15 protein-coding genes are annotated in these 22,145 nt (G+C 44.9%); 3 read left to right on the forward strand and 12 right to left on the reverse strand.

All coding sequences use genetic code 11. The features are described from left to right. Positions 1-10: 10 nt before the first annotated feature. Both BSAG_RS14160 and BSAG_RS14155 read left to right on the forward strand, forming a co-directional pair. Positions 11-976: a DnaJ C-terminal domain-containing protein gene (locus tag BSAG_RS14160; RefSeq protein ID WP_004301036.1), complete on the forward strand. Its 966-nt coding sequence runs from the start codon at positions 11-13 to the stop codon at positions 974-976. Between the two features lie 14 nt (positions 977-990). Further along, positions 991-1,305 carry a chaperone modulator CbpM gene (locus tag BSAG_RS14155; RefSeq protein WP_008015786.1) on the forward strand — a complete coding sequence of 105 codons (315 nt, stop codon included), beginning with the start codon at positions 991-993 and terminating at the stop codon, positions 1,303-1,305. A 112-nt stretch (positions 1,306-1,417) separates the two neighbouring features. Here BSAG_RS14155 and BSAG_RS14150 read toward each other — a convergent pair whose 3' ends face one another. The 12 genes from BSAG_RS14150 to BSAG_RS14095 all read right to left on the reverse strand — a co-directional run bounded on the left by BSAG_RS14150 (position 1,418) and on the right by BSAG_RS14095 (position 20,998). Beyond that, positions 1,418-1,888: a GAF domain-containing protein gene (locus tag BSAG_RS14150; protein WP_004313994.1), complete on the reverse strand. Its 471-nt coding sequence runs from the start codon at positions 1,886-1,888 to the stop codon at positions 1,418-1,420. 7 nt (positions 1,889-1,895) lie between these two features. Next, positions 1,896-6,956 carry a DUF4132 domain-containing protein gene (locus tag BSAG_RS14145; protein WP_008771301.1) on the reverse strand — a complete coding sequence of 1,687 codons (5,061 nt, stop codon included), beginning with the start codon at positions 6,954-6,956 and terminating at the stop codon, positions 1,896-1,898. A 37-nt stretch (positions 6,957-6,993) separates the two neighbouring features. Next, positions 6,994-7,413: a hypothetical protein gene (locus BSAG_RS14140; protein WP_004314240.1), complete on the reverse strand. Its 420-nt coding sequence runs from the start codon at positions 7,411-7,413 to the stop codon at positions 6,994-6,996. A gap of 7 nt (positions 7,414-7,420) precedes the next feature. After that, positions 7,421-9,175, reverse strand: coding sequence for a rhomboid family intramembrane serine protease (locus tag BSAG_RS14135; RefSeq protein ID WP_004314241.1), 1,755 nt, complete (start codon positions 9,173-9,175; stop codon positions 7,421-7,423). Between the two features lie 151 nt (positions 9,176-9,326). Next, entirely contained in the window at positions 9,327-11,033 is a 1,707-nt protein-coding gene (locus BSAG_RS14130) for an acyl-CoA dehydrogenase family protein (protein WP_004314242.1), read from the reverse strand. 6 nt (positions 11,034-11,039) lie between these two features. After that, a complete protein-coding gene (locus BSAG_RS14125; RefSeq protein WP_004314243.1) occupies positions 11,040-12,059 on the reverse strand; it encodes an electron transfer flavoprotein subunit alpha/FixB family protein in 1,020 nt (339 codons plus the stop codon). A 2-nt stretch (positions 12,060-12,061) separates the two neighbouring features. Then, positions 12,062-12,934 (reverse strand): electron transfer flavoprotein subunit beta/FixA family protein, encoded by an 873-nt coding sequence (locus BSAG_RS14120; protein ID WP_004314244.1) that lies wholly within the window; start codon positions 12,932-12,934, stop codon positions 12,062-12,064. Positions 12,935-13,192: 258 nt separating this feature from the next. Then, positions 13,193-13,723 carry a GNAT family N-acetyltransferase gene (locus BSAG_RS14115; RefSeq protein ID WP_004314245.1) on the reverse strand — a complete coding sequence of 177 codons (531 nt, stop codon included), beginning with the start codon at positions 13,721-13,723 and terminating at the stop codon, positions 13,193-13,195. 307 nt (positions 13,724-14,030) lie between these two features. Next, on the reverse strand, positions 14,031-15,905 hold the full coding sequence (locus BSAG_RS14110; protein ID WP_004314246.1) for an alpha-L-fucosidase: 1,875 nt from the start codon (positions 15,903-15,905) through the stop codon (positions 14,031-14,033). Positions 15,906-15,945: 40 nt separating this feature from the next. Next, positions 15,946-16,626 carry a hypothetical protein gene (locus BSAG_RS14105; protein WP_008025921.1) on the reverse strand — a complete coding sequence of 227 codons (681 nt, stop codon included), beginning with the start codon at positions 16,624-16,626 and terminating at the stop codon, positions 15,946-15,948. Positions 16,627-16,761: 135 nt separating this feature from the next. Then, entirely contained in the window at positions 16,762-19,608 is a 2,847-nt protein-coding gene (locus tag BSAG_RS14100; RefSeq protein ID WP_004314248.1) for a TonB-dependent receptor, read from the reverse strand. A gap of 31 nt (positions 19,609-19,639) precedes the next feature. Next, positions 19,640-20,998 carry a DUF4925 domain-containing protein gene (locus tag BSAG_RS14095; protein WP_004314249.1) on the reverse strand — a complete coding sequence of 453 codons (1,359 nt, stop codon included), beginning with the start codon at positions 20,996-20,998 and terminating at the stop codon, positions 19,640-19,642. A gap of 239 nt (positions 20,999-21,237) precedes the next feature. On the opposite strand from BSAG_RS14095, the gene BSAG_RS14090 reads away from it, so the two are divergent. Continuing rightward, positions 21,238-22,089: a helix-turn-helix domain-containing protein gene (locus tag BSAG_RS14090; protein WP_004314250.1), complete on the forward strand. Its 852-nt coding sequence runs from the start codon at positions 21,238-21,240 to the stop codon at positions 22,087-22,089. Positions 22,090-22,145 lie beyond the last annotated feature (56 nt).

Consider the following 22,145-nt stretch of genomic DNA (forward strand, 5'->3'; position numbering starts at 1 on the left):
TTCATAAAACATGGCCTATATAGATTATTACAAGATTCTTGGAGTAGACAAAAGTGCTTCTCAGGATGATATCAAAAAGGCTTTTCGTAAGTTGGCCCGGAAATATCACCCTGATTTGAATCCTAATGACCCTAGTGCAAAGGATAAATTTCAGGAAATCAACGAAGCCAATGAAGTACTGAGTGACCCCGAGAAACGTAAAAAGTATGATGAGTACGGAGAACATTGGAAGCATGCCGATGAATTCGAAGCGCAGAAACGTGCACAGCAACAAGCCGGAGGCTTTGGCGGTGCAGGAGGTTTCGGCGGATTCGGCGGTGCGGGTCAGGGTTTCTCCGACGGTAACGGAACCTATTGGTATAGTTCCGATGGAGAAGGATTTTCCGGTGGCAACGCTAGTGGATTTTCCGATTTCTTCGAATCAATGTTCGGACATCGGGGAGGAAGAGGACAAGGTTCTGCGGGATTCCGCGGACAGGACTTTAATGCCGAACTTCATCTTTCCCTTCGTGATGCTGCTCAAACGCATAAGCAGATATTGACTGTAAATGGTAAACAGGTACGTATCACTATCCCTGCCGGTGTAGCCGACGGACAGGTTATTAAACTGAAAGGCTACGGAGCCGAAGGTGTCAACGGAGGACCTGCGGGCGACTTGTACATTACGTTCGTTATAGCCGAAGACCCGGTGTTCAAACGCCTGGGCGACGATCTGTACATAGATGTGGAGGTAGATCTTTACTCTGCCGTATTGGGAGGCGAGAAAGTAGTCGACACGCTGGACGGTAAAGTGAAACTGAAGATAAAACCGGAAACGCAGAACGGTACGAAAGTCCGTCTGAAAGGTAAAGGATTCCCGGTTTATAAGAAGGAAGGACAATTCGGTGACTTGATTGTGACCTATTCTGTCAAGATTCCTACGAACTTGACCGACAAACAGAAAGAGTTGTTCCGTCAATTACAGAGTATGAACTAAAATGAATGAGTACTATGCAGACCGAATTAATAATTGTCAGTGAATACTGTCACAAATGTCATATTGAGCCTTCATTCATCGAAATGTTGGAAGAGGGCGGTTTGATTAACGTACATACCGAAGGCGGCGAACATTATTTGCTTTTGTCGGAACTCCCGAACGTGGAGCGTTACAGCAGAATGTACTACGACTTATCCATCAATATGGAAGGTATCGATGCCATTCATCATTTACTGGAAAAGATGGAAGATATGAGACGCGAAATGAGTTCGCTTCGCAAACAACTTCTGCTGTACCAGGAACGGGAAATAGAAGATATGGACTGGTAAAAAAATAGAGCCTCTGTTTGACCTGAACAGAGGCTCTATTTATAGTAAACAGAGGCTCTGATTCACTCAATCAGAGCCTCTGTTTTTTCAGGACGTTTGTATGGTTGTCAACTTATCCAATATACGTACAAATCTCTTCCAGATAGCGTGCGTCGATGGTGTCGAAACTATCCAGTTCATCACTGTCAATATCCAGCACTCCAACAACTTCACCTTGTTGGAGGATCGGTACTACTATTTCCGATTTCGAGTCCGAACTACAGGCAATGTGTCCGGGAAACTGTTCTACGTCAGGAACAATCAGTGTCTGGGCCTCTTTCCAAGCTGTGCCGCAAACCCCTTTGCCGAGGCGGATGCGGGTGCAGGCAATGGGACCCTGAAACGGACCCAGTACGAGTTCATCCTCTTTCACAAGGTAAAAGCCTACCCAAAAGAAACCGAAAGTCTGTTTGAGCGCTGCTGCAACGTTGGCAAGATTGGCTATGAGATCCGTTTCCGTACTTACTAAAGCGTGCAGTTGCGGAAGTAACTCCCGGTATTTCTCTTCCTTATTTCCTGTGCCGATGATTAAATTCTCTGCCATCTCTTTTCTATTTGATTTGGTTCAGGATGCTCGGGTCTTTTATCTTATCGTCTTCTGCAAAGAAGATAATCTTAGTCAATATCTCGGCTGTCTTCGGATCTTCATCTACAAAAGGCAGGAACAGGCGTCCGCGATTTTGCGAATGTACCGGAAGAACGGCAATTTGCGCGCCTCCTTCCTGATGGATCACGCCGCTGCCCAGATGGATATTGTACTTACCCAGTTTGCCTTCGATGTGAGCGAAACTTCCTTTTATCGTCACGTTCTTGAAATGGAACAACGGCATTGTCAGTTCCACCAGCACGCTGCGCATCTCGATGGTAGAGTGGCTGGTTTCCGGATCGACGCTTCCGGCATGGGCTATACTTACTGCCAAGTCTACGTCTCTCATCACTTCCGAGAAAATGACAGGAGGAATCTCCGAGATTTTCATCAGCTTGTAGTCCTTGCGGTTGTGGAAGCAAACATATTCTAATGTCGGAGCTTCGATGTCGGCAGGAGAGAACCAGTCTGCCATCGCATAGATGGTGGCGATAATGTTCTCTTTGTAATAGATCTTTTGGAGACCGTCTTCGTAGTCGGCTACCCAGCGACGGCCTTTCAGTACGGCAACTGTTTTCTGCGGTTGGATCTGATTGCCGGCGTAACGGCGGGATTGAGTGGCTTCCACTTCTTCCGGAGTCGGAACATAGAGCTCACGGAACACCTGTTTGAAAGGTTGGCGGATTGCTTTGTCGAACAGGAATTTCTGATAGGCGTGCCAGTCGCCGCTTGTGTACAAGTCTGTGGGATGGGCGATGCGTAACTCGTCTTTCGGTTTTAACGGGAGGCAAACGGCATTCACAGTCACCAGCAATCCGTCGGTGTAGAAGCCCGTCTGTCCGTTACAGATAAAGACAAGATGTCTCAACAATGGCCAGATGACAGGGTTCTGCATCAACTTGCGCAATTCGCTTTCTTCAAAACGGGTACAGTCTTCCATCGCCTGTTCCAGCATCACGCGGGAGCGGGTATACTGGTCTTTCAGCTTTTTGTGTACCGCTTTCAGTTCTTCTATATACGGATGCTTTTTCAGTTTGGCAGGCATACTGTTGAGCTCTTTGCCGTCTTTGATTTGTTTAATCTCCGATTTGCCTTCCTCATTGATTTGCACATACACTTCTACGCCGTCTATCTCTTTGGGAGACAGGTAGGGGAGAAGTTCTTTGATTAGTTCCGTTTCCATGCTCCAGGTCAGACGGGTAACGTCTCCGTAGCCGGAGTTGCGTGCTAGGTTTTGCAGGGCGATGTTTACCGCTTTCTTTTCGCTTTCCTGCCTTTGAGCACCGAACTCCTTACTCTCTTTCAGGAACTTTTGCAGGTATTGATAACGATCCAGCAGTTCTTTGTCCGGTTTCCGTCCCAATGGGATGAGGCCGTAGCTCATCAATAAGTCTTTGTTGCGTTTGGCAACTATTTCTTTCTTTACATCTGCCGCTTTCACCGCGCCGTTGGTGGCATCGGCAAACTTGCGGGCACGGGTATGGCTATTGCTGCATGATATATATTTGGCGGCATTGTAGACCACTTCGAAGCGTCGTTTGCCAATTGTCTTAAATGCATCCCTGAACCAGTCGATATCAAAAGCACCTTCCCGCAAGTCTTCCACGTCGATAGGGGTGTAGCGGGCGATGATTGCTTTTTTCTTGTCGTCACATGTTTCATTGGTATGGGCGTGGAAATAATAGGCGGCACTTGTCAGTCCTTTCCAGCCTATTGCCTTTTCGGTCAGTTCAATCCATTGCGGAGCGAACATGGCGGCTTCTACCAGTCGTTCGTCACTGATTTCGGCTTGCTTCGCCAGTTTCTTCAGGTTTTCGCTGGTATCTGTTGGTAGGGGATGGCAAGCATGGAGCAAGCTGCTCAATACACCTCGTTTGGTGCTGCCCCAGTTGTAGCTGTCGCGTATGAACGTATCTTTGCCGAACGCTTGCAGAATGTGGATAAATGTGTCCGCTCCATAAATATAACTTAATTCCTCTGCAAGACTGGTGACTTGTGTCTCGGAGTCTCCCCGTTTCAGTTCGATTTCAAGAATCCGGTCTACTATCTTCTGTGCAAGAGAACGGAAGAGAGAGAAATCGACGTTTTTGATGTCGGCGTATCTTTCTTTTTCCTTATTGAAACGAACGTTGTCGTTCAATACCGTGGTGATTGCCTTGATCTGGGCGGGCGAGCTGATGCGTCCCATCATTTCGCGGTATACTTCTTCTGTCGGGATGATTCCGAGCATCCATGCACGGGCGAAGTCCGTGGCATGAAGGTAAGAGTCTGTTTCTTCCAGTTCGGGTGTGTGTTCCATGTAGTTGGTGAGCTTGTAAAGTTGGTAGCGCACTGTGAAGTAGCGGATAAACAGATCATCACTCATGGGCTTTTGAGGCATTTCAAGCCAGAAATTCACGAACTTGTTGTTATGTATCGGGTAAACGATCTCTTTTTCTCCATATTCCAGTTTGTCCCGAAGCCATGCATGCTTGTTGGTGTACTGGCGGAAAATGTTTTTAGTATTCAGTAAAGGCAACAGTTGGAGCAGCATATTGACAGCCAATCGTTGGTAGACTGCTTCGTCTTTGTACTCGTATGACAATGCTTCGATAATATCACTCATCTGTTCGTAGTACGGCATCTTGCGGAGCTCTTTCTGCAATCCGCGGTAAGTGATGCCGGCATACATCCGGTTGACAAGCGGCTCGAAAGTGTTGCTTGATTTCTGGTCTGCCTTGATGTCTTCTTCATCCTCTTCATCGTAGTCGTCATCGTCTTTAGGAGCGCCTGTTGATGCAAGCATGAAACTCATCATCAGTAATTTGTCATAGCTTCCTATTTCTTCTTCGTAGAAGGCCTTCCACAGTTCCGGGAAACCGAGTCCGCTCAATCCTCCGTAGTTGCTCCAGTTTATCAGGACACTGTTGCCTACCAGGCGTGCTTCTCCGTATCCATTCTTGAACTCTTCGTTCTTATAGATTTCGATGTATTTGCTTAGTTTTTTAAATACAAGTTTAGCCCTTCCGAAGCAAATGAATTCGAATGCTTTTTTCACGTTGAATCCTTTATCCTGGGTAATCTCCGGCAGATTGACTTCAAGAGCCGGGTCGTACAGACCGAAGCCGTTATCTTTGGTATAGTGCTGTGCGGTGTTTTCTTTCGTTCCGTCTCCAATCAGAGATTCTATCAACACTTTTTCTTTCGCGTTCGGTTTCTGAATTTCTTTGACGGTAGGGATCAGTTCCTGATAGGTATCTTGCAGAAATTCTACGTTGTGAATAGTCTTCATCATATCCAATCCGGCCAGGCGGCGTTCAGCAACCTTGTCTGTTAGTAAGCGGCGGATACTGCCGGACAATTGTTCTTTCGGCTGTTTCATCAATAGATTGATGGCGTTGATACGCATCTCACTATATTTGAAGCGCAGCAACTCTTCTACTTTCTGATTCTGTTCGGGCGACAAGGTCATCTCGGACAAGACTTTGTAGGCTTCGTCACGAACGTCCTGCGAACGATCGCCCAGTGATTGCAGCACATATTCTTCCTGTAAATGGCTGGTCGGGGGATTTAATACGACACCGATATAGCCTGCCCGCATATAGGTATCCAAAGAAGGCAGACAGGTGCAAAGATCGTCTTTTAATGCAGAATCGTTGGTCATCCAGGTGATATACGCCATCTTGAGAACGATTTCCGAACGGGTGAGCTCTGCACTTTCCCATGGGAATACGTATGGAGAATAAATCTCTTTGGCAGAGATGGACTGATAGACGTTCTTCAGATAGTCATAATGACGGATCGCTTCTTCTTTGCTATCAAAATAATCATGGAGCGACGGGGCGTCCTTATGTCCTCCGTACCGGCTAAGATAGAGTCCGGACAGATACAGTGGCAGGATAGCCGCCACTACCGACGGTTCGTTATACCATTTTTCAAAAGCATCTTTACTGATGCGGTGGTTCATGCCGGAGTATTGCGTACAGCGTAAAAAGTAAAGTAAGGTCTGCACCTGATATTTGGCACCGTCTTTAATTATTCCCGGAACAAGTGCCTGGATTTCTTCCGTATTGTAGAATCCGATACTCCATAGAGCCAGATAAAGTTCGACCGTATCTTTGCTTTGGAGGGCTTTGCGTGCTTCTTCCCGGTCGTTCAGAAAACGGCGGATCAGTTCCACATATTTGTTGGTGATACGCTCGCTGCTGTCTTGTTCTCCGATACCCGTACAGACTGCAATGCCGCGTTTCACGGAGGCAAATCGTTGCAGGCCGTTGTCGCAGATAACCGAGAACAGATGGAGATAACTTTCGGGGCATCCTTCATCCATCGTTTCCACGATAGCTTGACGGAGACCTTCCTGCAGTTTGGCTGCCAGCAGTAACTTCCCTTCCAGTTCCAGCAACGGGCGGTAACCGCTCACGGCGATAGCCTGGAGATGTCCCTGGTTGAGGCGGTTGGCATTATTCTCGCTGGTCAATACGTTGTTGAGGTGTTCAATGACAGTCTGGTTGCCTTCTGCTATTTGGGCGGCCATCCAGTTTTGGCAGTTCATTGCATCCTTGTATGTCTCTATTTCTTCCGGAGTGTTTCCTCCGTTCAGTATAGCTTGTTCGCTGAATCCGGTGGCACGTAGTTTTAGAAATTCCGTCAGCGCATCTATGATGTGACTGAAATGCAGAAGAGGATTCGCCGACCGCTGTGACCGGCGCGAATATCCATGAGTGTACGGACACCGTGCTTTGAGCTTCAGATAGGTGTGGAACAGGTTAGCATATTCGTCTCCCAATAGATAACGGAGCACTTTGTTCAACTTTCCGTCGAAAAGATTGGCAACACTCTTTATCTTCTCTTCCTGAATAATATGTATGATGCAAGGCTCTAGTTTATCGCTGTATGTGCCATACCGGGTATCCATGTTGAAGTATTGCATAAATACATCCAACAGTGTCATTGTCTCTTTGTCTAAACTGGTTCTCTTTTTCGTTAACCTTTCCAGGTACGGAGCAATCCGTTTGTTTAATGCGTCATTATAAATGAGTCTCATGATTATTTTCGTTTTAAGTGTGTTTATAAGAAAATGATTACCAAAGTCTTCCCGACAGCATAGCCAATCGGATGAAGGTGATGGTAGATTCTTCTTTGAGTCCGGTGGGAGAAGATAAATCTTCAGTTTCCGTATCGTCAATGAAGATACGGAAAATTCCGTCCTCGTAGGATTGCAGGGCGTTGGTGATTGCTTCTACTTCTGCGGCAGGTTTGCCGTTATAGTTTACTGCAAACCCAACTTTGCCGGAAGTTGCTTTATTTTCCACTTCTTCCTGTGTGAGGTATTTCAGTACTTCGCTTTGTTGCAAGCGTTCATTATATTCACAGACTTGCCAACTGACGATGGCTTCAATCAACCCCTGTACATCGACAGGCGGAACAGGAAAATCGACAGGAATCTTTTCGATATTGCACTTTCGCTTTCCTAACTGTTTGACTTGGACATATACTCTCATATTCTCTTTATTGGGTGATCTGAATACTTGATGTAATAGCATTCAGATCGGTTTCGGCTTCTTCGTCATAGACAAGCATAACAATGGTAAAAGTTCGCTTCTTGCTTTCTTGGAAATAGTGTAATACAATTTGTTGTATGTCTTCTCCCGGTTCATCAGGAGCTCCGATGTGCAGAGGGTTTGTAGTTCTTGTCATGGATAGCCCGTTGATGTTGACATTGCTCTGCTTATAGTCTTCCGCTGGTTCTCCTTGTGCATTTCGCGGGAGAGTGAGCGATAACTTCTTTATATGTTCAAACTCTTTTTGTGTATCGTAGGTCAGAGCGGTAACCGTCAGTTGGTTGGCGCCGTTGACGAGCCTAAGCAACGGAGGTTCTGCGCTGGGAGTCAATCCTTTCGCTCCTGTTATTTTCCTCCAGTTGGTAGGATACTGGCAACTGAAATTTGTTTCTGCATCGTAATAAGAAAGCCATGTATCGTTATTGCCTACCGGAACGTATGGTGGATATTGACTGGTGGAAGAATTGTTGGCAGTCTCCCTGCCTGATTGGTTGCCGTTCTTGTTTTCTTCTTCCAGTTCACCATTCAGATAGGCTTCTACAATACCGCTTTCCCATTCGCCGCGTATGTCCTGATAAAGAGGGGGAACGTTCTTGCAAAGCATCAAGAAGCTGAACAGGAAAATGCAAAAGATACCGAGCTCCCCAAGGATTGAAACGGTGCGTTGCGCATCGGCTTTTTCAAATTTATAGCTGCATACATAGATGATTCCCAGTAGGAAACCGCTTAATAACCCGCCGATATGTGCAGCGTTATCAATCCCGGCTTTCATGCCATAAACCAGATTGTAACCGACAAAAATAAGGATACTGGTCAATAACGCTTTCCGTTGTTCCTTTGCGATGCGATGAAAGAACAGGAAGGCGAGGAATATACCGTAGAGTCCGAAGATGGCTCCGGAGGCTCCGGCACTGATTGTCTCGCCGTGCATATAAAGACTGAATACTGCCGAGCATAATCCGGTCAGTAAATAAGACATGAACATCCGACGGCTTCCTATCAGTCCTTCCAGTAGAAGTCCTACGTACATGAAAGCGTACATATTCATTAGTAGATGAAAAGCACCGATATGTATGAAGTTGCAGGTCACTGCACGCCACCAGTCGCCTGTAAGGGTCAGCGGTCCGAAGTCGGCTCCCCATTTCAGCAGTGATAAGGTGGAAGGAGACATGATTCCCACTCCGGATGCAATCATCACAATAAATACAAGGATGTTGAGGTCTATCAGGATAGGCGTTGCCATAAAACCTTTGCGGGGAATAAAGAACGACCAGAAAGAGTTCCTCTTTTTTTCTTCCTCCAGATAGGCTTTTTCTTCTTCTGTGAGCGGACGGTTACACTCTTCCTCGAAATCTTTTGCCTTTTGGGTTAGCTCTTCCGGGGTAAGGGATGTTTTTATTTCTTCCATCGTCTCCCGTAGCTTTTGTATATTTTTTCTGTTCTTTCCATAGTCTACAAATTGTACGGAAGAAGATTGGCTGCGCACAGCTACTTCTCCGTCGTTTCCCGGTTCTATGGTGAAGGTTATTTCCTCTCCATGAGAATACATATTGAACGGGACTTCGAATCGTGCTCCTTCCGGAGTCACTTCCTCGATATTCCACTCCAGCTTTTGCGAAGCTTCAAGAGCCAGTATAAGGATTTCAGTTTTTGATAAACCCGGTAAATGCAGTTTGTCGTTATATGAAGGTTTGAGTGCCATATTTCTATTCTTATATAGAGTCGTCGATTAAAAATTACTTATCTCACTGACAAATGTATAGAATAATAATGAAAAATAATAGAATGTGACAAATAAAAAAGCATCCACTTCCTAAGAAGGGATGCTTTTATGAGATTTGATAGAGTATTTATTACTTTTTGTAGAATGCCAAGTCTTCTTTATCGAAGTTTTCGATGAAGTTTGAGTGCTTTTCTACTTCCGCTTCTGCATAGTTCAAATATACATGTGCAGATTTGGAGAACAGTTCGGAAGACTTGCTGGCATCTTGAATTAACAGGTGACACATGATAATGTCAGCAGCCATTTCCACCAGTTTGCGAGCGGTGAAGTCAAGCAATTCCTGATCTTGTACTTCTTTCACTGCATTGGTGCTTGCTTCGAATTTGTCAGCCATCTTTTTCAGACGAGACATCAGCGGTTCCATTTCCGGTGAGCAAGGAATGGTTTCAAACTCGCGGATAGTAGCGATGTAAGAACCATTGGTTACGTAACGGATAGCGGCTACTGTCTGCAACTGGGTAGTTCCTTCGTAGATGCTGGTGATGCGTGCGTCGCGATAGATGCGTTGGCAAGCATATTCCATCATGAAACCTGAACCACCGTGAATCTGAATACAGTCGTAAGCGTTTTGGTTCGCATATTCAGAGTTCATACCTTTAGCCAGCGGAGTAAAGCTGTCTGCTAATTTAGCATATTTCTTTTGTTCCTGGCGTTCTTCCGGAGTCAGTTTACGTTCGCGGGCGATGTCGTCTAATGCTTTGTAGATGTCTACGTAGCGAGATGTTTGATACAGTAAAGCACGTCCGGCATCCAGTTTGCCTTTCATGATAGCCAGCATGTCATACACAGCCGGGAATTCGATAATTGCTTTTCCGAACTGCTTACGGTCTTTAGCGTATGCCAAACCTTCATTGTAAGCTGCCTGGCTCAATCCTACAGATTGTGCGGCAATACCCAGACGGGCACCGTTCATCAGAGCCATTACGTATTTAATCAAACCGAGTTTGCGGTCACCGCAAAGTTCAGCTTTTGCATTCTTATATACCAATTCGCAGGTAGGAGAACCGTGGATACCGAGTTTGTTTTCGATACGACGTACGTTCACGCCACCCTGACGCTTGTCATAGATGAACATAGACAAACCACGGCCGTCTCTCGTTCCTTCTTCCGAACGTGCCAGTACGAGGTGAATATCCGCGTCACCATTTGTGATGAAACGTTTCACACCGTTCAGTAACCAGCATCCGTCTTTTTCGCTGTAAGTAGCTTTCAGCATAACAGATTGAAGGTCGGAACCAGCATCCGGTTCTGTCAAGTCCATTGACATGGTTTCACCTTGGCAGATGCGTGGGATAAAGCGGCTGTGTTGGTCGGAGTTGCCAAACTCATAAAGAGTTTCGATACAGTCCTGCAATGACCAGATGTTTCCGAATCCTGCATCGGCAGCAGCCACGATTTCTGCACACATGGTGTACGGGGTGATCGGGAAGTTCAGACCGCCGAACTTGCGTGGCATGGTCATACCGTTCAAGCCGGCTTTCACCATTGCGTCCAAGTTCTGTTTGGTTCCTGATGCATATTCTACGCGACCATTGGCACAGTGAGGACCTTCTTCGTCTACACCTTCTGCGTTAGGGGCAATGATTTCTCCTGTGATTTCTCCGGTAATCTCCAACACTTTGTCATAAGAGTCTACAGCATCTTCGAAGTCCAGCGGAGCATAATCGAATTCATCTTTATCTCTGTAATTGCGTTCTTTGAGTTCGCAAATACGTTTCATCATCGGATTGTTCAAGTGAAACTTGAGTTCCGGTATGTCTGTATAATAATTAGCCATCTTTCCTTACTTGCTATTTTGTTTATAATACTTAATCATCTTCGGCACAACTTCTTCGATAGTTCCGTTGATTACGTAATCGGCAATCGTGTTGATCGGAGCATCCGGGTCGTTGTTGATGGAGATGATGATACCACTTTCCTGCATACCGGCGATATGCTGAATCTGTCCGGAGATACCGCAAGCGATGTAGAGTTTCGGACGAACCGTAACACCTGTCTGACCGATCTGGCGGTCGTGATCTGCGAAACCTGCGTCAACAGCAGCACGGCTGGCACCTACTTCTGCGTGAAGTTCTTTGGCGAGGTCGAACAACAGGTCGAAGTTTTCTTTCGAACCTACACCGTATCCGCCGGCTATGATGATCGGAGAGCCTTTCAGGTTGTTCTTTGCCTTTTCTACGTGGCGTTCGATTACTTTCACTACATAGTCCGTATCGGCTACGTATTTTTTTACATCGTGACGGATCACTTCTCCCTGATAGTTCGGAGAGAGGATTTCTTTCTTCATCACACCTTCGCGAACGGTTGCCATCTGCGGGCGGTGTTCCGGGTTCACAATCGTAGCAACGATGTTACCGCCGAAAGCCGGACGGATCTGATACAACAGGTTCTTGTAAGTCTTGCCTTCTTTCTTGTCTTCGTGGTCACCGATTTCAAGTGAAGTACAGTCGGCAGTCAATCCGCTGGTCAAAGCAGAAGAAACGCGCGGACCGAGGTCACGGCCGATTACAGTAGCACCCATCAGACAGATTTGTGGCTGCTCTTCTTTGAAAAGGTTCACCAGGATAGCTGTGTGAGGAAGTGAAGTATAAGGGTAAAGTCCTTCGCCGTCGAAAACGTGAAGTTTGTCTACTCCGTAAGGAAGGATTTGTTTTTCAATATCTTTGAGGTCGGTTCCGGCAACCACTGCTTCGAGTTGACAGTTCAACTGGTTGGCTAACGAACGACCTTTGGTCAGAAGTTCGAGGCTGACGTCTAAAACGTTACCTTCTTCTATTTCGCAATATACAAATAAGTTATTCATGATTATCCGATGGTGTGGTTAGCTAATAGTTCAACAATCAGGTCTTCCACGTCACGGTCGCTGCCGCTGATGGTTTTGCTCTCTTTAGCCTGGAACACGATGTTCTGGATGGCTTTCACTTTTGTCGGCGAACCGGACAGACCGCATTGTGCGAGGTCACCGTTTACGTCGGCTACGCTCCATTCTGCCAGATTCAGATAATCGCGCTTGTCGTACAGGTCTGTATAATCAAGATTGCCTTGCTGCTTTTCAGTCACAGTCTTGGCATGTTTGTATTTCTGAACCAATTTAGCGTTACGCGGACGGCAAGGAGCTGCAGAACCGTTGACAGTAATCACGATAGGCAGCGGGCCTTCTACAGTTTCAACACCACCGTCGATGTGACGTTTCACCTTAATCTTACCATCGCCCACTTCCAGAATTTCTTCTGCGTATGTGATTTGCGTCAATCCCAGCTTTTCTGCTACCTGCGGACCTACCTGTGCCGTGTCACCGTCGATTGCCTGACGGCCACCGATAATAATGTCATACTCACCGATTTTGCGGATGGCAGTGGCAAGTGCGTAAGACGTAGCCAGTGTGTCTGCACCAGCGAAAGCACGGTCGGTTAATAAGTAACCGTTATCTGCACCACGGAAAAGTCCTTCACGAATAATGTCGGCTGCCCGTCCCGGTCCCATTGTCAGAACGGTTACGGTAGAGCCTGGATGAGCATCTTTCAATCGGAGAGCTTGCTCGAGAGCATTCAGGTCTTCGGGGTTGAAGATGGCGGGGAGTGCCGCACGGTTAATCGTTCCGTCGGCTTTCATGGCATCTTTCCCAACGTTACGTGTGTCGGGAACTTGTTTTGCCAATACAACAATTTTCAAACTCATGCTATAAATTTTAGTATTAGTATTTCTACAAGTTAGCAGCCAGTAGTCAAGTAGTAATCTCTTGCTATCCAAACTATCCGGTTAACTATCAGCGTGCAAATTTACTCAAACACTTGGTTCTGACAAGAAATCCGAGTAAAAAATGCACAGGTTTAAGAATTTTGAGCAAAATAGGAGGGTTTTTATAGATTTAATTCAGGGTTGACAAGACGTTTATGAGGAGGGTGTCCGAAAAAGGATCCCTTGATGAATTCCGGATTATTTGATAAGTTCATAATAATGTGCGTTCATGAAATTATCATTCTTGAAAATAGCCTTTTGCATAATTCCTACTTTCGTGAATCCCACTTTCTCTAATACCCGCATGGATGGGGAGTTATGCTCAAATACGACTGCGAATACACGTATTTTATCAGTGTGTTCGAAATAATAGTTGATAGCTTTTTTCAGGGCGTCAGTAACGATTCCCTGGTTCCAGAAAGGTTCTCCAATCCAGTAGCCCACTTCTGCACTAAAACGTTCTACATCCGTAGCGGGTATAAAACCGATATTTCCGACTGCTTCTCCGTTTACCTCAATGCAGAAATCATGAATGTTTTCTTTTGCTTGTACCATAGCGAGAAAAACGTTAGCATCTTCCTGGCTATAAGGATAGGGGAGACCGTCACGACAGTTATTCCAAATATTCTTGTTATTGAGATATTGGGCTAATGATGCTGCATCTTCGGTTTGCCAAGTACGGAGAGTATAGTTTTTCTTCTGCACGATAATCTCTGTTTTCTGTACCATAATTATCTATTATTTTATGTTACTAATTAGATTTTCTCCATAGCCTGATAAGACTATCTTGATTGCCTATTATCTTTTCGTATGACTATAGTTATTCGTAAGGATAACTATAGTCTCCCTTTCGTATAACTATAGTCATACGCAAGAGAAACTATAGTTATACGAAATAAGATTGCCTAACGAACTATATCCTGGTAGGCAAACGGCGAAATAAAAATGCCTATAGGAATCATTTACTGTAATAAAGCAAATGGTTTAGTTCATAATTGCACCTTATTCTAATTTTATGGAGAGAGTCTCTATTCTTTTATTGTATACCAATTTCTGCTAACCCCATCGGTTCACCGTCATGTATCATCCGTGTTGCTTTCAGTTGGACATAGCGGGCGTTTACCGGAGTAAAGTAAACCGATTGCAGAATCGGATTATTCTTTATGTTGGAAAATTCATCTTTGGCTACTAGCTGGTTGACAGCATTGCTGTCTGTACCTACAGATATTTCGTAGGCCGCAATCACCCCTTTATTATATTCACTCTGGTCAGGGAGATAATGGAAGGAGGTAATTGTGCGTTCCTCTCCCAAATCAATCAATAATGTATTTCCGTTGATGAAGCAGGTGGTCTGATTGTTTTTATCCATACATTTTTGTGCTTCCTCCGCATCTACTCCGGTGAGCGTGAACGGATAACTCTTCAACTCTTCTGCTTTTGCGGTATATGTATCGGAAGTCTCTCCTGCATAATAGGCTTCTATGTTATTGATACAGAGGCAAGCTCGCGAATCTGTAAAACGGACACGGATCTTATCTGTGGTGACTGTCTCGAAACGAAGAAGGCGTTTATATCCGATAGTGGTCGTTTCTTCATTCAATTTTACCGGAAGCCATTCGCCTTCCTGGTTGTATTCTACAACGAATGATTTGACACGTTGCCCCAGAGGTATATATTCCTGTAACATCATGCGGTTAATCTTTTCCGTTTGAGGCAGGTCAAACTCGATGGTGGCAGAGTTGACGCCGTCATTGGTAGCCCAATAAGTATCATACTCACCATCGGTCACCGCTTTTGCAGAGAATGTTTTCCCCCGTTCGTCCGATGCTTTGGGAGAAAGTCCCGCCAATAGGTTGTGTGCCAGTTGCTTTTGTACGTTCTGGTGGAAGTTTACGGCGTTGGCAGAGTCTGTCGGATGGATCAGTCCGTCACGATCGACCGGAAAGTTGAGTAACAATGTTGCGTTATGACCTACGCTACGGTAATACAGATCGGTCAATGCATCTGCTGTTTTCACACGGTCGTCTTCTTCCGGATGATAGAACCATCCCGGACGGATGGATACATCACATTCTGCGGCTACCCATTGGTTGCCGTCGGCATGGCCATATTGCAATTCACGATATTTGGGGTAACCCGGATAAACTTCTCCGGCACGGAGAAAAGACCAGTTGGTAGCTCCTGCAAATCCGTTTTCGTTACCTACCCAACGGCAGCCCGGACCTCCATCCGAGAAGATAACAGCCTGTGGCTGCAACTCGTCGATCAACTTATAGGCTCGCGGATAATCGTAATAAGTTTTGCGGTCGATAGTACGACTGTCTTTTGCTCCGCCATACCAGCCGTCTCCGCCATTGGCACCGTCAAACCAGATTTCAAAAACATCACCATAGTTGGTTAATAGCTCGTTGAGCTGTTTATAGAAGTATTCTACGTATTCGGGAGAACCATAGTTGGCTTGATGCCTGTCCCAGGGAGACAGATAAACAGCGAATTTAATGCCGTACTTCTTGCAGGCATCCGATAGTTCGCGAATGATGTCGCCTTTTCCGTCTTTATACGGGGTGTTACGGATGCAATATTCTGTCAGTTGAGTAGGCCACAGGCAGAATCCGTCGTGATGTTTGGCTGTCAGGATCACTCCTTTCATGCCGGATTTCACAAACGTCTGTACCCATTGCTCGCAATCCAGTCGGGTGGGATTGAATGTTTTAGGATCGGAATCACCGTATCCCCATTCGCGGTCGTTGAATGTGTTAAGTCCGAAGTGTACGAAAGCGTATGTTTCCATTTTTTGCCATTCTACCTGCTTGGCTTCGGGAATGGGCAGGATAGCTTCCGGTGCTTTGACCGAATTACAGGCACTTAATAGAAGGAGGCCTGCTCCGAAAATAAGAAAGTGTTTTTTCATGGGGGTAATTTATTAGTTAATAATTGAGTGTAAGAATCATCTACAACGTAATTCCGAATACAAAATAAAGTTGCTCTTCATAGGGGTTGGCTATTAGTTTTCCGAATATGGGCAGAGAGAAGTTGGATGTTATTTTGATTTCTTTCGTTGCGGATAATCCGATATTGACTACATTGAATTTGTCGGAGTACATACTTTCCCAAGGGGTAAAACCAGCTTCGACGCTCATGTTAACATCCTTCACGCTGAACGGATAACTCAATTCGCAATAGCTGGACCAGGCACGTTTTCCGTTTTCACGGTAGTCGTTTCCGGCAAAGGTGGTGTACCAGCTGACTGATAATGGAAATTTCTCGCTAAGCATATATCCGGCTCCTACTTCAAAAGTATGTCCGGTGGAATGTGAACTGTAATTGAAGTATTTGAAAGGTTCTTCTTCTGTTTGGGTAAAATAGTTGTTGGCGTAGAGAGTCAGGTTTTTGTATTCGTACTCCAGTGACAAGTCTATCTCATTATTCTTTTCGCGAAATTCGGTGGAACCCCATGCATAGACGGTCAGGCCTTTCCAGTTGAGGCCGAGTGAGGGTTGCACACTTGCATTGCCGCTGTCCATACCACGCCAGATGTAGCTACTTACAAAATCTGCGGTTACAAAAACTTCTTGTGCCTGTGCAAAGGCTGTACATAATAAGATAGCAATAAGTAGGATTTGTTTTTTCATTTTATCGACTGTTTTTTCTCGTTTTCGCGGGGTAAAGATACGCAATATATAGATAAATGATGACAGATGAGGGAAAAAAGAAAGCGGCTGCATCGTGCAGCCGCTTCTGAATCGGTTGTAAATTCTAAAAGTTATTTAGAAAGTAATATCCATCTTAACAACAAACGTGCGTGGAGCGGCAACTGCCATCGGGCGGTAGCTATATTCTTTATTTAACAAGTTGTTGACCATAAACTGAAAAGCTACCTCTTTGGACGCTTTTACTCCAAGGCGCATATCCACAGTGGCGTAGTCCGTATTATGTTTTTTCCAATAAGTAGCCAAAGTCTCTCCTTTAGAATAACCGAAAGCGATGCCGCGAACGTAATCCATCAAGTCGAGTTGTGCTTTCGGACGTTCATCCATCATCAGGTAATCCACTGCGAGGATTTTACTCTTCCAGGCAACGTTCGCACCTAGGTTGATACGTTTCCACTGGAAATCTACCGTCGCTTTAAAGCTGTGTTTCGGACGATACTTCAAGTACTTTCCGGTGTTCGATTTTTCTTTCATTTGAAGAGGATCGGTATAAAGATCCTCTGCATCATTGCGTTCTTTATAATCCGCATCACGGGGTTCGGTGTATACATACCCTAAATTATAGAACAACTTTGTGTTCTTATTGAAGTTATAAACACCGTTTGTCGATATTTCCACTCCATAGATTTGTGCTTTCGATACGTTATGAAACTGTGCTCCGATTCCGAAACCTTGACCACCGGTTATCATTCGGATGGCATCACTGATGCTGTTAATCATCGTATAGTCCGCATTATTGAATAGTCCGAACTGGAATTCGACCATATCCTTATATTGTGTATAGAATCCTGCGACATCTACAAATCCCTGGAAATTGCCAATCTTATATCCTTGCTTGAATCCCAATTCCGCATTAAACCCTTTTTCCGGTTTGATATCCAGATTCGGGTAAACACCGACTCCTCCAATATCCTTGCGCAGGTATTTCTCGTTGATGGACGGGTTACGGTAGCCTTGTCCGAAGCTGGCACGGATAAAACTGTAATCAGCCAACTGATAGTTCAATCCGGCACGGAACACGGGGCGGAATGGAACTTTAGTTCCGAATATCTTTGTTTCTGCTTCACGATGGTGATTGTTTACACGATAGTATTCGGCACGCACACCGGCAGATACGCTTAGACGGTCCCAGAAACGTTGGTCGTACTGGAAGAAAGCAGCTATGTTATCGCTTTTGTAGACTTCGTCCATGATGGCCGAATTATACCGTACATGCTCATAAGTGGCTCCGGTAGTGATTTGTGCGCCACTGTCCCATTTCTTGTTGAACTGATAATCGAGATAATAGTTAGTGCTTTTATCAGTCTGCGTCTTAGGAGTGTTTCGTGAAGGATTGAGTACGTCGGACATCCAGGGAATCAGGTCACCAGGCAATTGTTCGTTCGTCAGTCCTCCCAAATCACTGGGTAGCCCGCTGTCCATCACCCAGGAAATCAGATCACAATAATCGGCAGTCGTTGCGTTAGGGAAGATATTGCCTAATGAAGTGAATACTCCATTCATGGCGTCTTCCAGATTACCATTGATTAGTCCTGAACCGATTCCCACCAATGCTGGGTAGAGTGAACTGTAATCACCGCCTGCAATATTCTGTATCGTTTGGGCATCTGTCCCCATATTGCCCAGAATATCCATGATGGATGCTCCCTGGGTAGGACGTACGATATTGTCGGCACTATAATAGAAACGTCCCTTGATCTTATGTGACGTACCGTTTTCCGGATTCACGTAGTTGACAAACGGGTCGATATGGAAATTATTATCTTCCCTGCCCATGTTGGTGAAAGGAGAGGGCTTGTACACCTCTGTCGGTGAACGCCAGATAAAAAAGTCACCATATTGATTAGACAGGAAATCGATATTAAAACCATAGTTCAACAGTTTCATTCCCATGTCCGGTTGGTGATAGGTTAGGTTACCTCCCATACGGAAACGTTTGTTATATCCTTGCTGGCGGTATCCTTCATCGGTGAAAAGATTGAGGCTGCCACTGACGTCGAAATTACCGATACGACGGGCGTGGGAGAGATCGAATCCTTCGTAAATCGGATTACGCACACCACTAAGAAGACTTCCGCGCAGAATCGGTTTGACCGAATATTTATCTTCTTTCCAGAAACTCTTGTCACTCCATTGGTATTCGTCATTCTCCGCGTCGCCATAGATACCGAGATATGCGCTGAAACGTGTTTTCGGAGCTAACCCCGGACGTGCGGTGCGGATATTGATGATACCATTCAAAGCCGATGAACCATATAAAACGGAAGAGGCTCCTTTGATTACTTCAATCTGCTCGATATTCTCCAAAGGTACGGTGTTCCAGTTGATTTCGCCTGTCTTGGGATTCAGTGTACTCATACCATCCACCAGAATCTGACTGCGTGCACCTACTCCGTATGTCCATCCGCTACCACCACGTATGGAAGGTTGTTTGTCAACAATATCCACTCCCGGAAGAGTGCGGAGGGTGGACGATATATCCGTTGGCGCCTGACGGGCAATGTCACCGGCTTTCACTACATCCATGGAAACAGTGACATTACTCAATTTCTGTTCAAAGCGTCCGGCGCTGACCACGACTTCCTCCAACAGCTTGGTGCTTTCTTTCATGTAGACGTTTTTGGTGATTACCTCACGTCTGTCGATTACGATCGGCATCAGTACATCTTCGTAACCCACATAACTGAATACGAGATCGACACCCCCTTCGGGCAGCTTGATTTCATAAGCCCCATGAATGTCGGACACTACTCCCTGATTACCCTGTAACTTATACGTAACGGCTGCTCCCACCAATGGCTCATTGGTATTTGCATCATATATATGTCCTTTCAGCGTTTGGGCAAAACTACTCCCAAGGCTGGTGAAGCATAGTAGCAAAGTTAGAATATATATTTTCTTCATTGTTTTCTTTTTTGATATTCATAGTTGATGTTTATTCTTGTGGCAGAAGATCCAATCCTAAGTCAATAGTATTGGCTGCATTCCATAAAACCGGCAGACCGTTTTCGTCATTTCCCATGAGAAGTCCGAGCAGGTTTTTAAAGACAGTATTGTTAGCCATGCTTTCCGGCAACATTCCTTCCACTATCGGTTGCAGTCCGGGCAATAATTGAATGAAAGCAGTTGTCGACTCTTTGGTTAAGTAAAGATGGGTATGTCCGTCTTCCTCTTCTATATGAAAGATAATTCCTTCAGTCAGTAAGTAGAATACCTGTTGGAAGCTCGCCGTATCCATACTGGTTATGATACCGAGCAATGGATTGTCGATCATGGAGTTTACGATTCCGAGCAACAGTTTCAGTTGTACAGGATTGGATTGGGCAAGAGCTTCCATAATTCCGGAAACCAGTCCTGAATCGATAGGAGTTTCACCGTCCTTGGTTGCCAGACTGATAATTGCCGGTAAGTTCAGGTTTATTTTAAGTCTACCGCTCTCCTCTGTCCAGGTGATTAGATTAATTGGTGAAGCGGTCCACGTACGGTCTGTCAATGCATTATTGATATCTTTTTCCGTCAGTAAGCCAATCATAAACTTGGTGACAAATGTTGCGATGGTACCGACGTCTTTATCCGGATCTATGTTATTGATCGGTACGCTGCCGATGTAAACGGGACTCGTCGTATAATTGGCTACAAGGTTACCGTCGGGTTGTAGGGTGATTGTCTGAAGAAGTTGCGGTATGAAATAGCAAAGTGCATTTTGAATCAGTTTCATCCTTAAAAACAGTGTACTGCCCGCTTTGGTCAGTTCCACGTCATCCAGATGGACATAGAATCCTCCGGTTAAGATTTCATTCGTTTCTTTCCATACATATTGCCCTCCGCTGTAAGTGACAGTCATTTTCTTTCCTTTAGTGAAATTGGATATGCCATAACTTTTCTTCCATTTACTTTGCGGTATTACTACGTCCAAATCCAGTTTCATTGTTTTTGGAGTGATGGCACCGCTGTATGTCACGGTTGCTCCTCCCATCGTGACGTTTTTGCCGCTAAATGTATAAGAGTCTTCCTGTTCGCACAGACTGATTGGAAGAGGAGTTTGTTTTTCTCCCGGGATAATGTCATTCAGTGTCAAGGTTCCTTTTTCACTGTCTTCTGTTTTAAAGTCGACAGTTTTTCCAACGAGTTTCTCCCCGCTGTAGGTCAGGTTCAAGGTAGCCGGTTTGATGTATGAGCCATACTCCTGGCAGAGTTCACCCGGCCAGAATAGCTTGTCATTATAGGTTTCCTCGCAAGATGTAAGGAGGAAAGCCGTACAAGCTACATAAAAAAGTCTTTTTAAAGTTCTCATTCTCTTCTAGGTTTTATTTCAACATATTTATTAAAACGATGCAAAGTACGGCTAATAGGTGACTGCCGTCAAGCTCCATTCTTGGGATTCAATATTCTATATTTGCTATTTTCTTAAATACAATCCTAATAAAGAAGAAAATAATGTTCTATTTGTAGGATATAATATACCATTTTTGAACTTGTTGTCTGGAATCCGGATGAAATGGATATTTTTGGTAAATTAAAAAAGAACTGACGATGACAACGAACGAATCCTTTCCTAAATTTGACCTTCCGGTTGATTTTATAGCAGATGACAGTATCACCGGAGATATCTTAAACTACTATGGTAATTTCCCCTGCAAAATAAAAGCCGGTGTCTTTGTGCTTTGTACGGAAGGGATGGTCAGAGCTACCATTAATTTGTTGGAGATTGTCATTCGTAAGAATGATTTCATCGTTGTTCTTCCTAATTCATTCATTCAGATACACGAAGTTTCGTCCGATACCCGTATTTCTTTTGCCGGTTTCTCGTCCGATTTTATGCTTTCGGGCAATTATGTGGAAATCCTGCTGGACTTTATGCCTATGATATTGAACAGTCCGGTCATTTCTCTGCAAGAGGATGTTGCCGGCTTATACCGGAATGTATATCTTTTACTGATTCGTGCTTATACACTCCCACATTCATTAGAAAATAAAGAGATCATACGTTCCGTACTGGCTATTTTTTTGCAGGGAACGAAAGAATTGTATAAACGCTATGGCAAGAAGCTCGATGAACCTTTGAGAAGAGAACAGGAGTTGTACAGGCAGTTTATACAGTTGTTGATGGCTCATTATACCAAAGAGCATGAAGTGGCGTTTTATGCGGAGAAGTGTGGGGTTACTGCGGCACATTTCTCAAGTGCCATCCGTCGGGCAAGCGGATACAGTCCGTTGGCAATCATTACAGAAATTATTATTATGAATGCGAAGGCCCAATTGAAAACCACCCGGTTGCCGGTGAAAGAAATAGCTTTCTCGTTAGGCTTTAACAATCATTCTTTTTTCAATAAATACTTTCGTAAAAAGGTGAAGATGACTCCGCTGGAATATCGCGAGAAATAAATCTGCGTCTGCTTAAAATTGGACTATACATAAAAATGGGATGTTTTATACATTCT

Source organism: Bacteroides sp. D1 (assembly GCF_000157095.2).
Taxonomy (GTDB): domain Bacteria; phylum Bacteroidota; class Bacteroidia; order Bacteroidales; family Bacteroidaceae; genus Bacteroides; species Bacteroides xylanisolvens.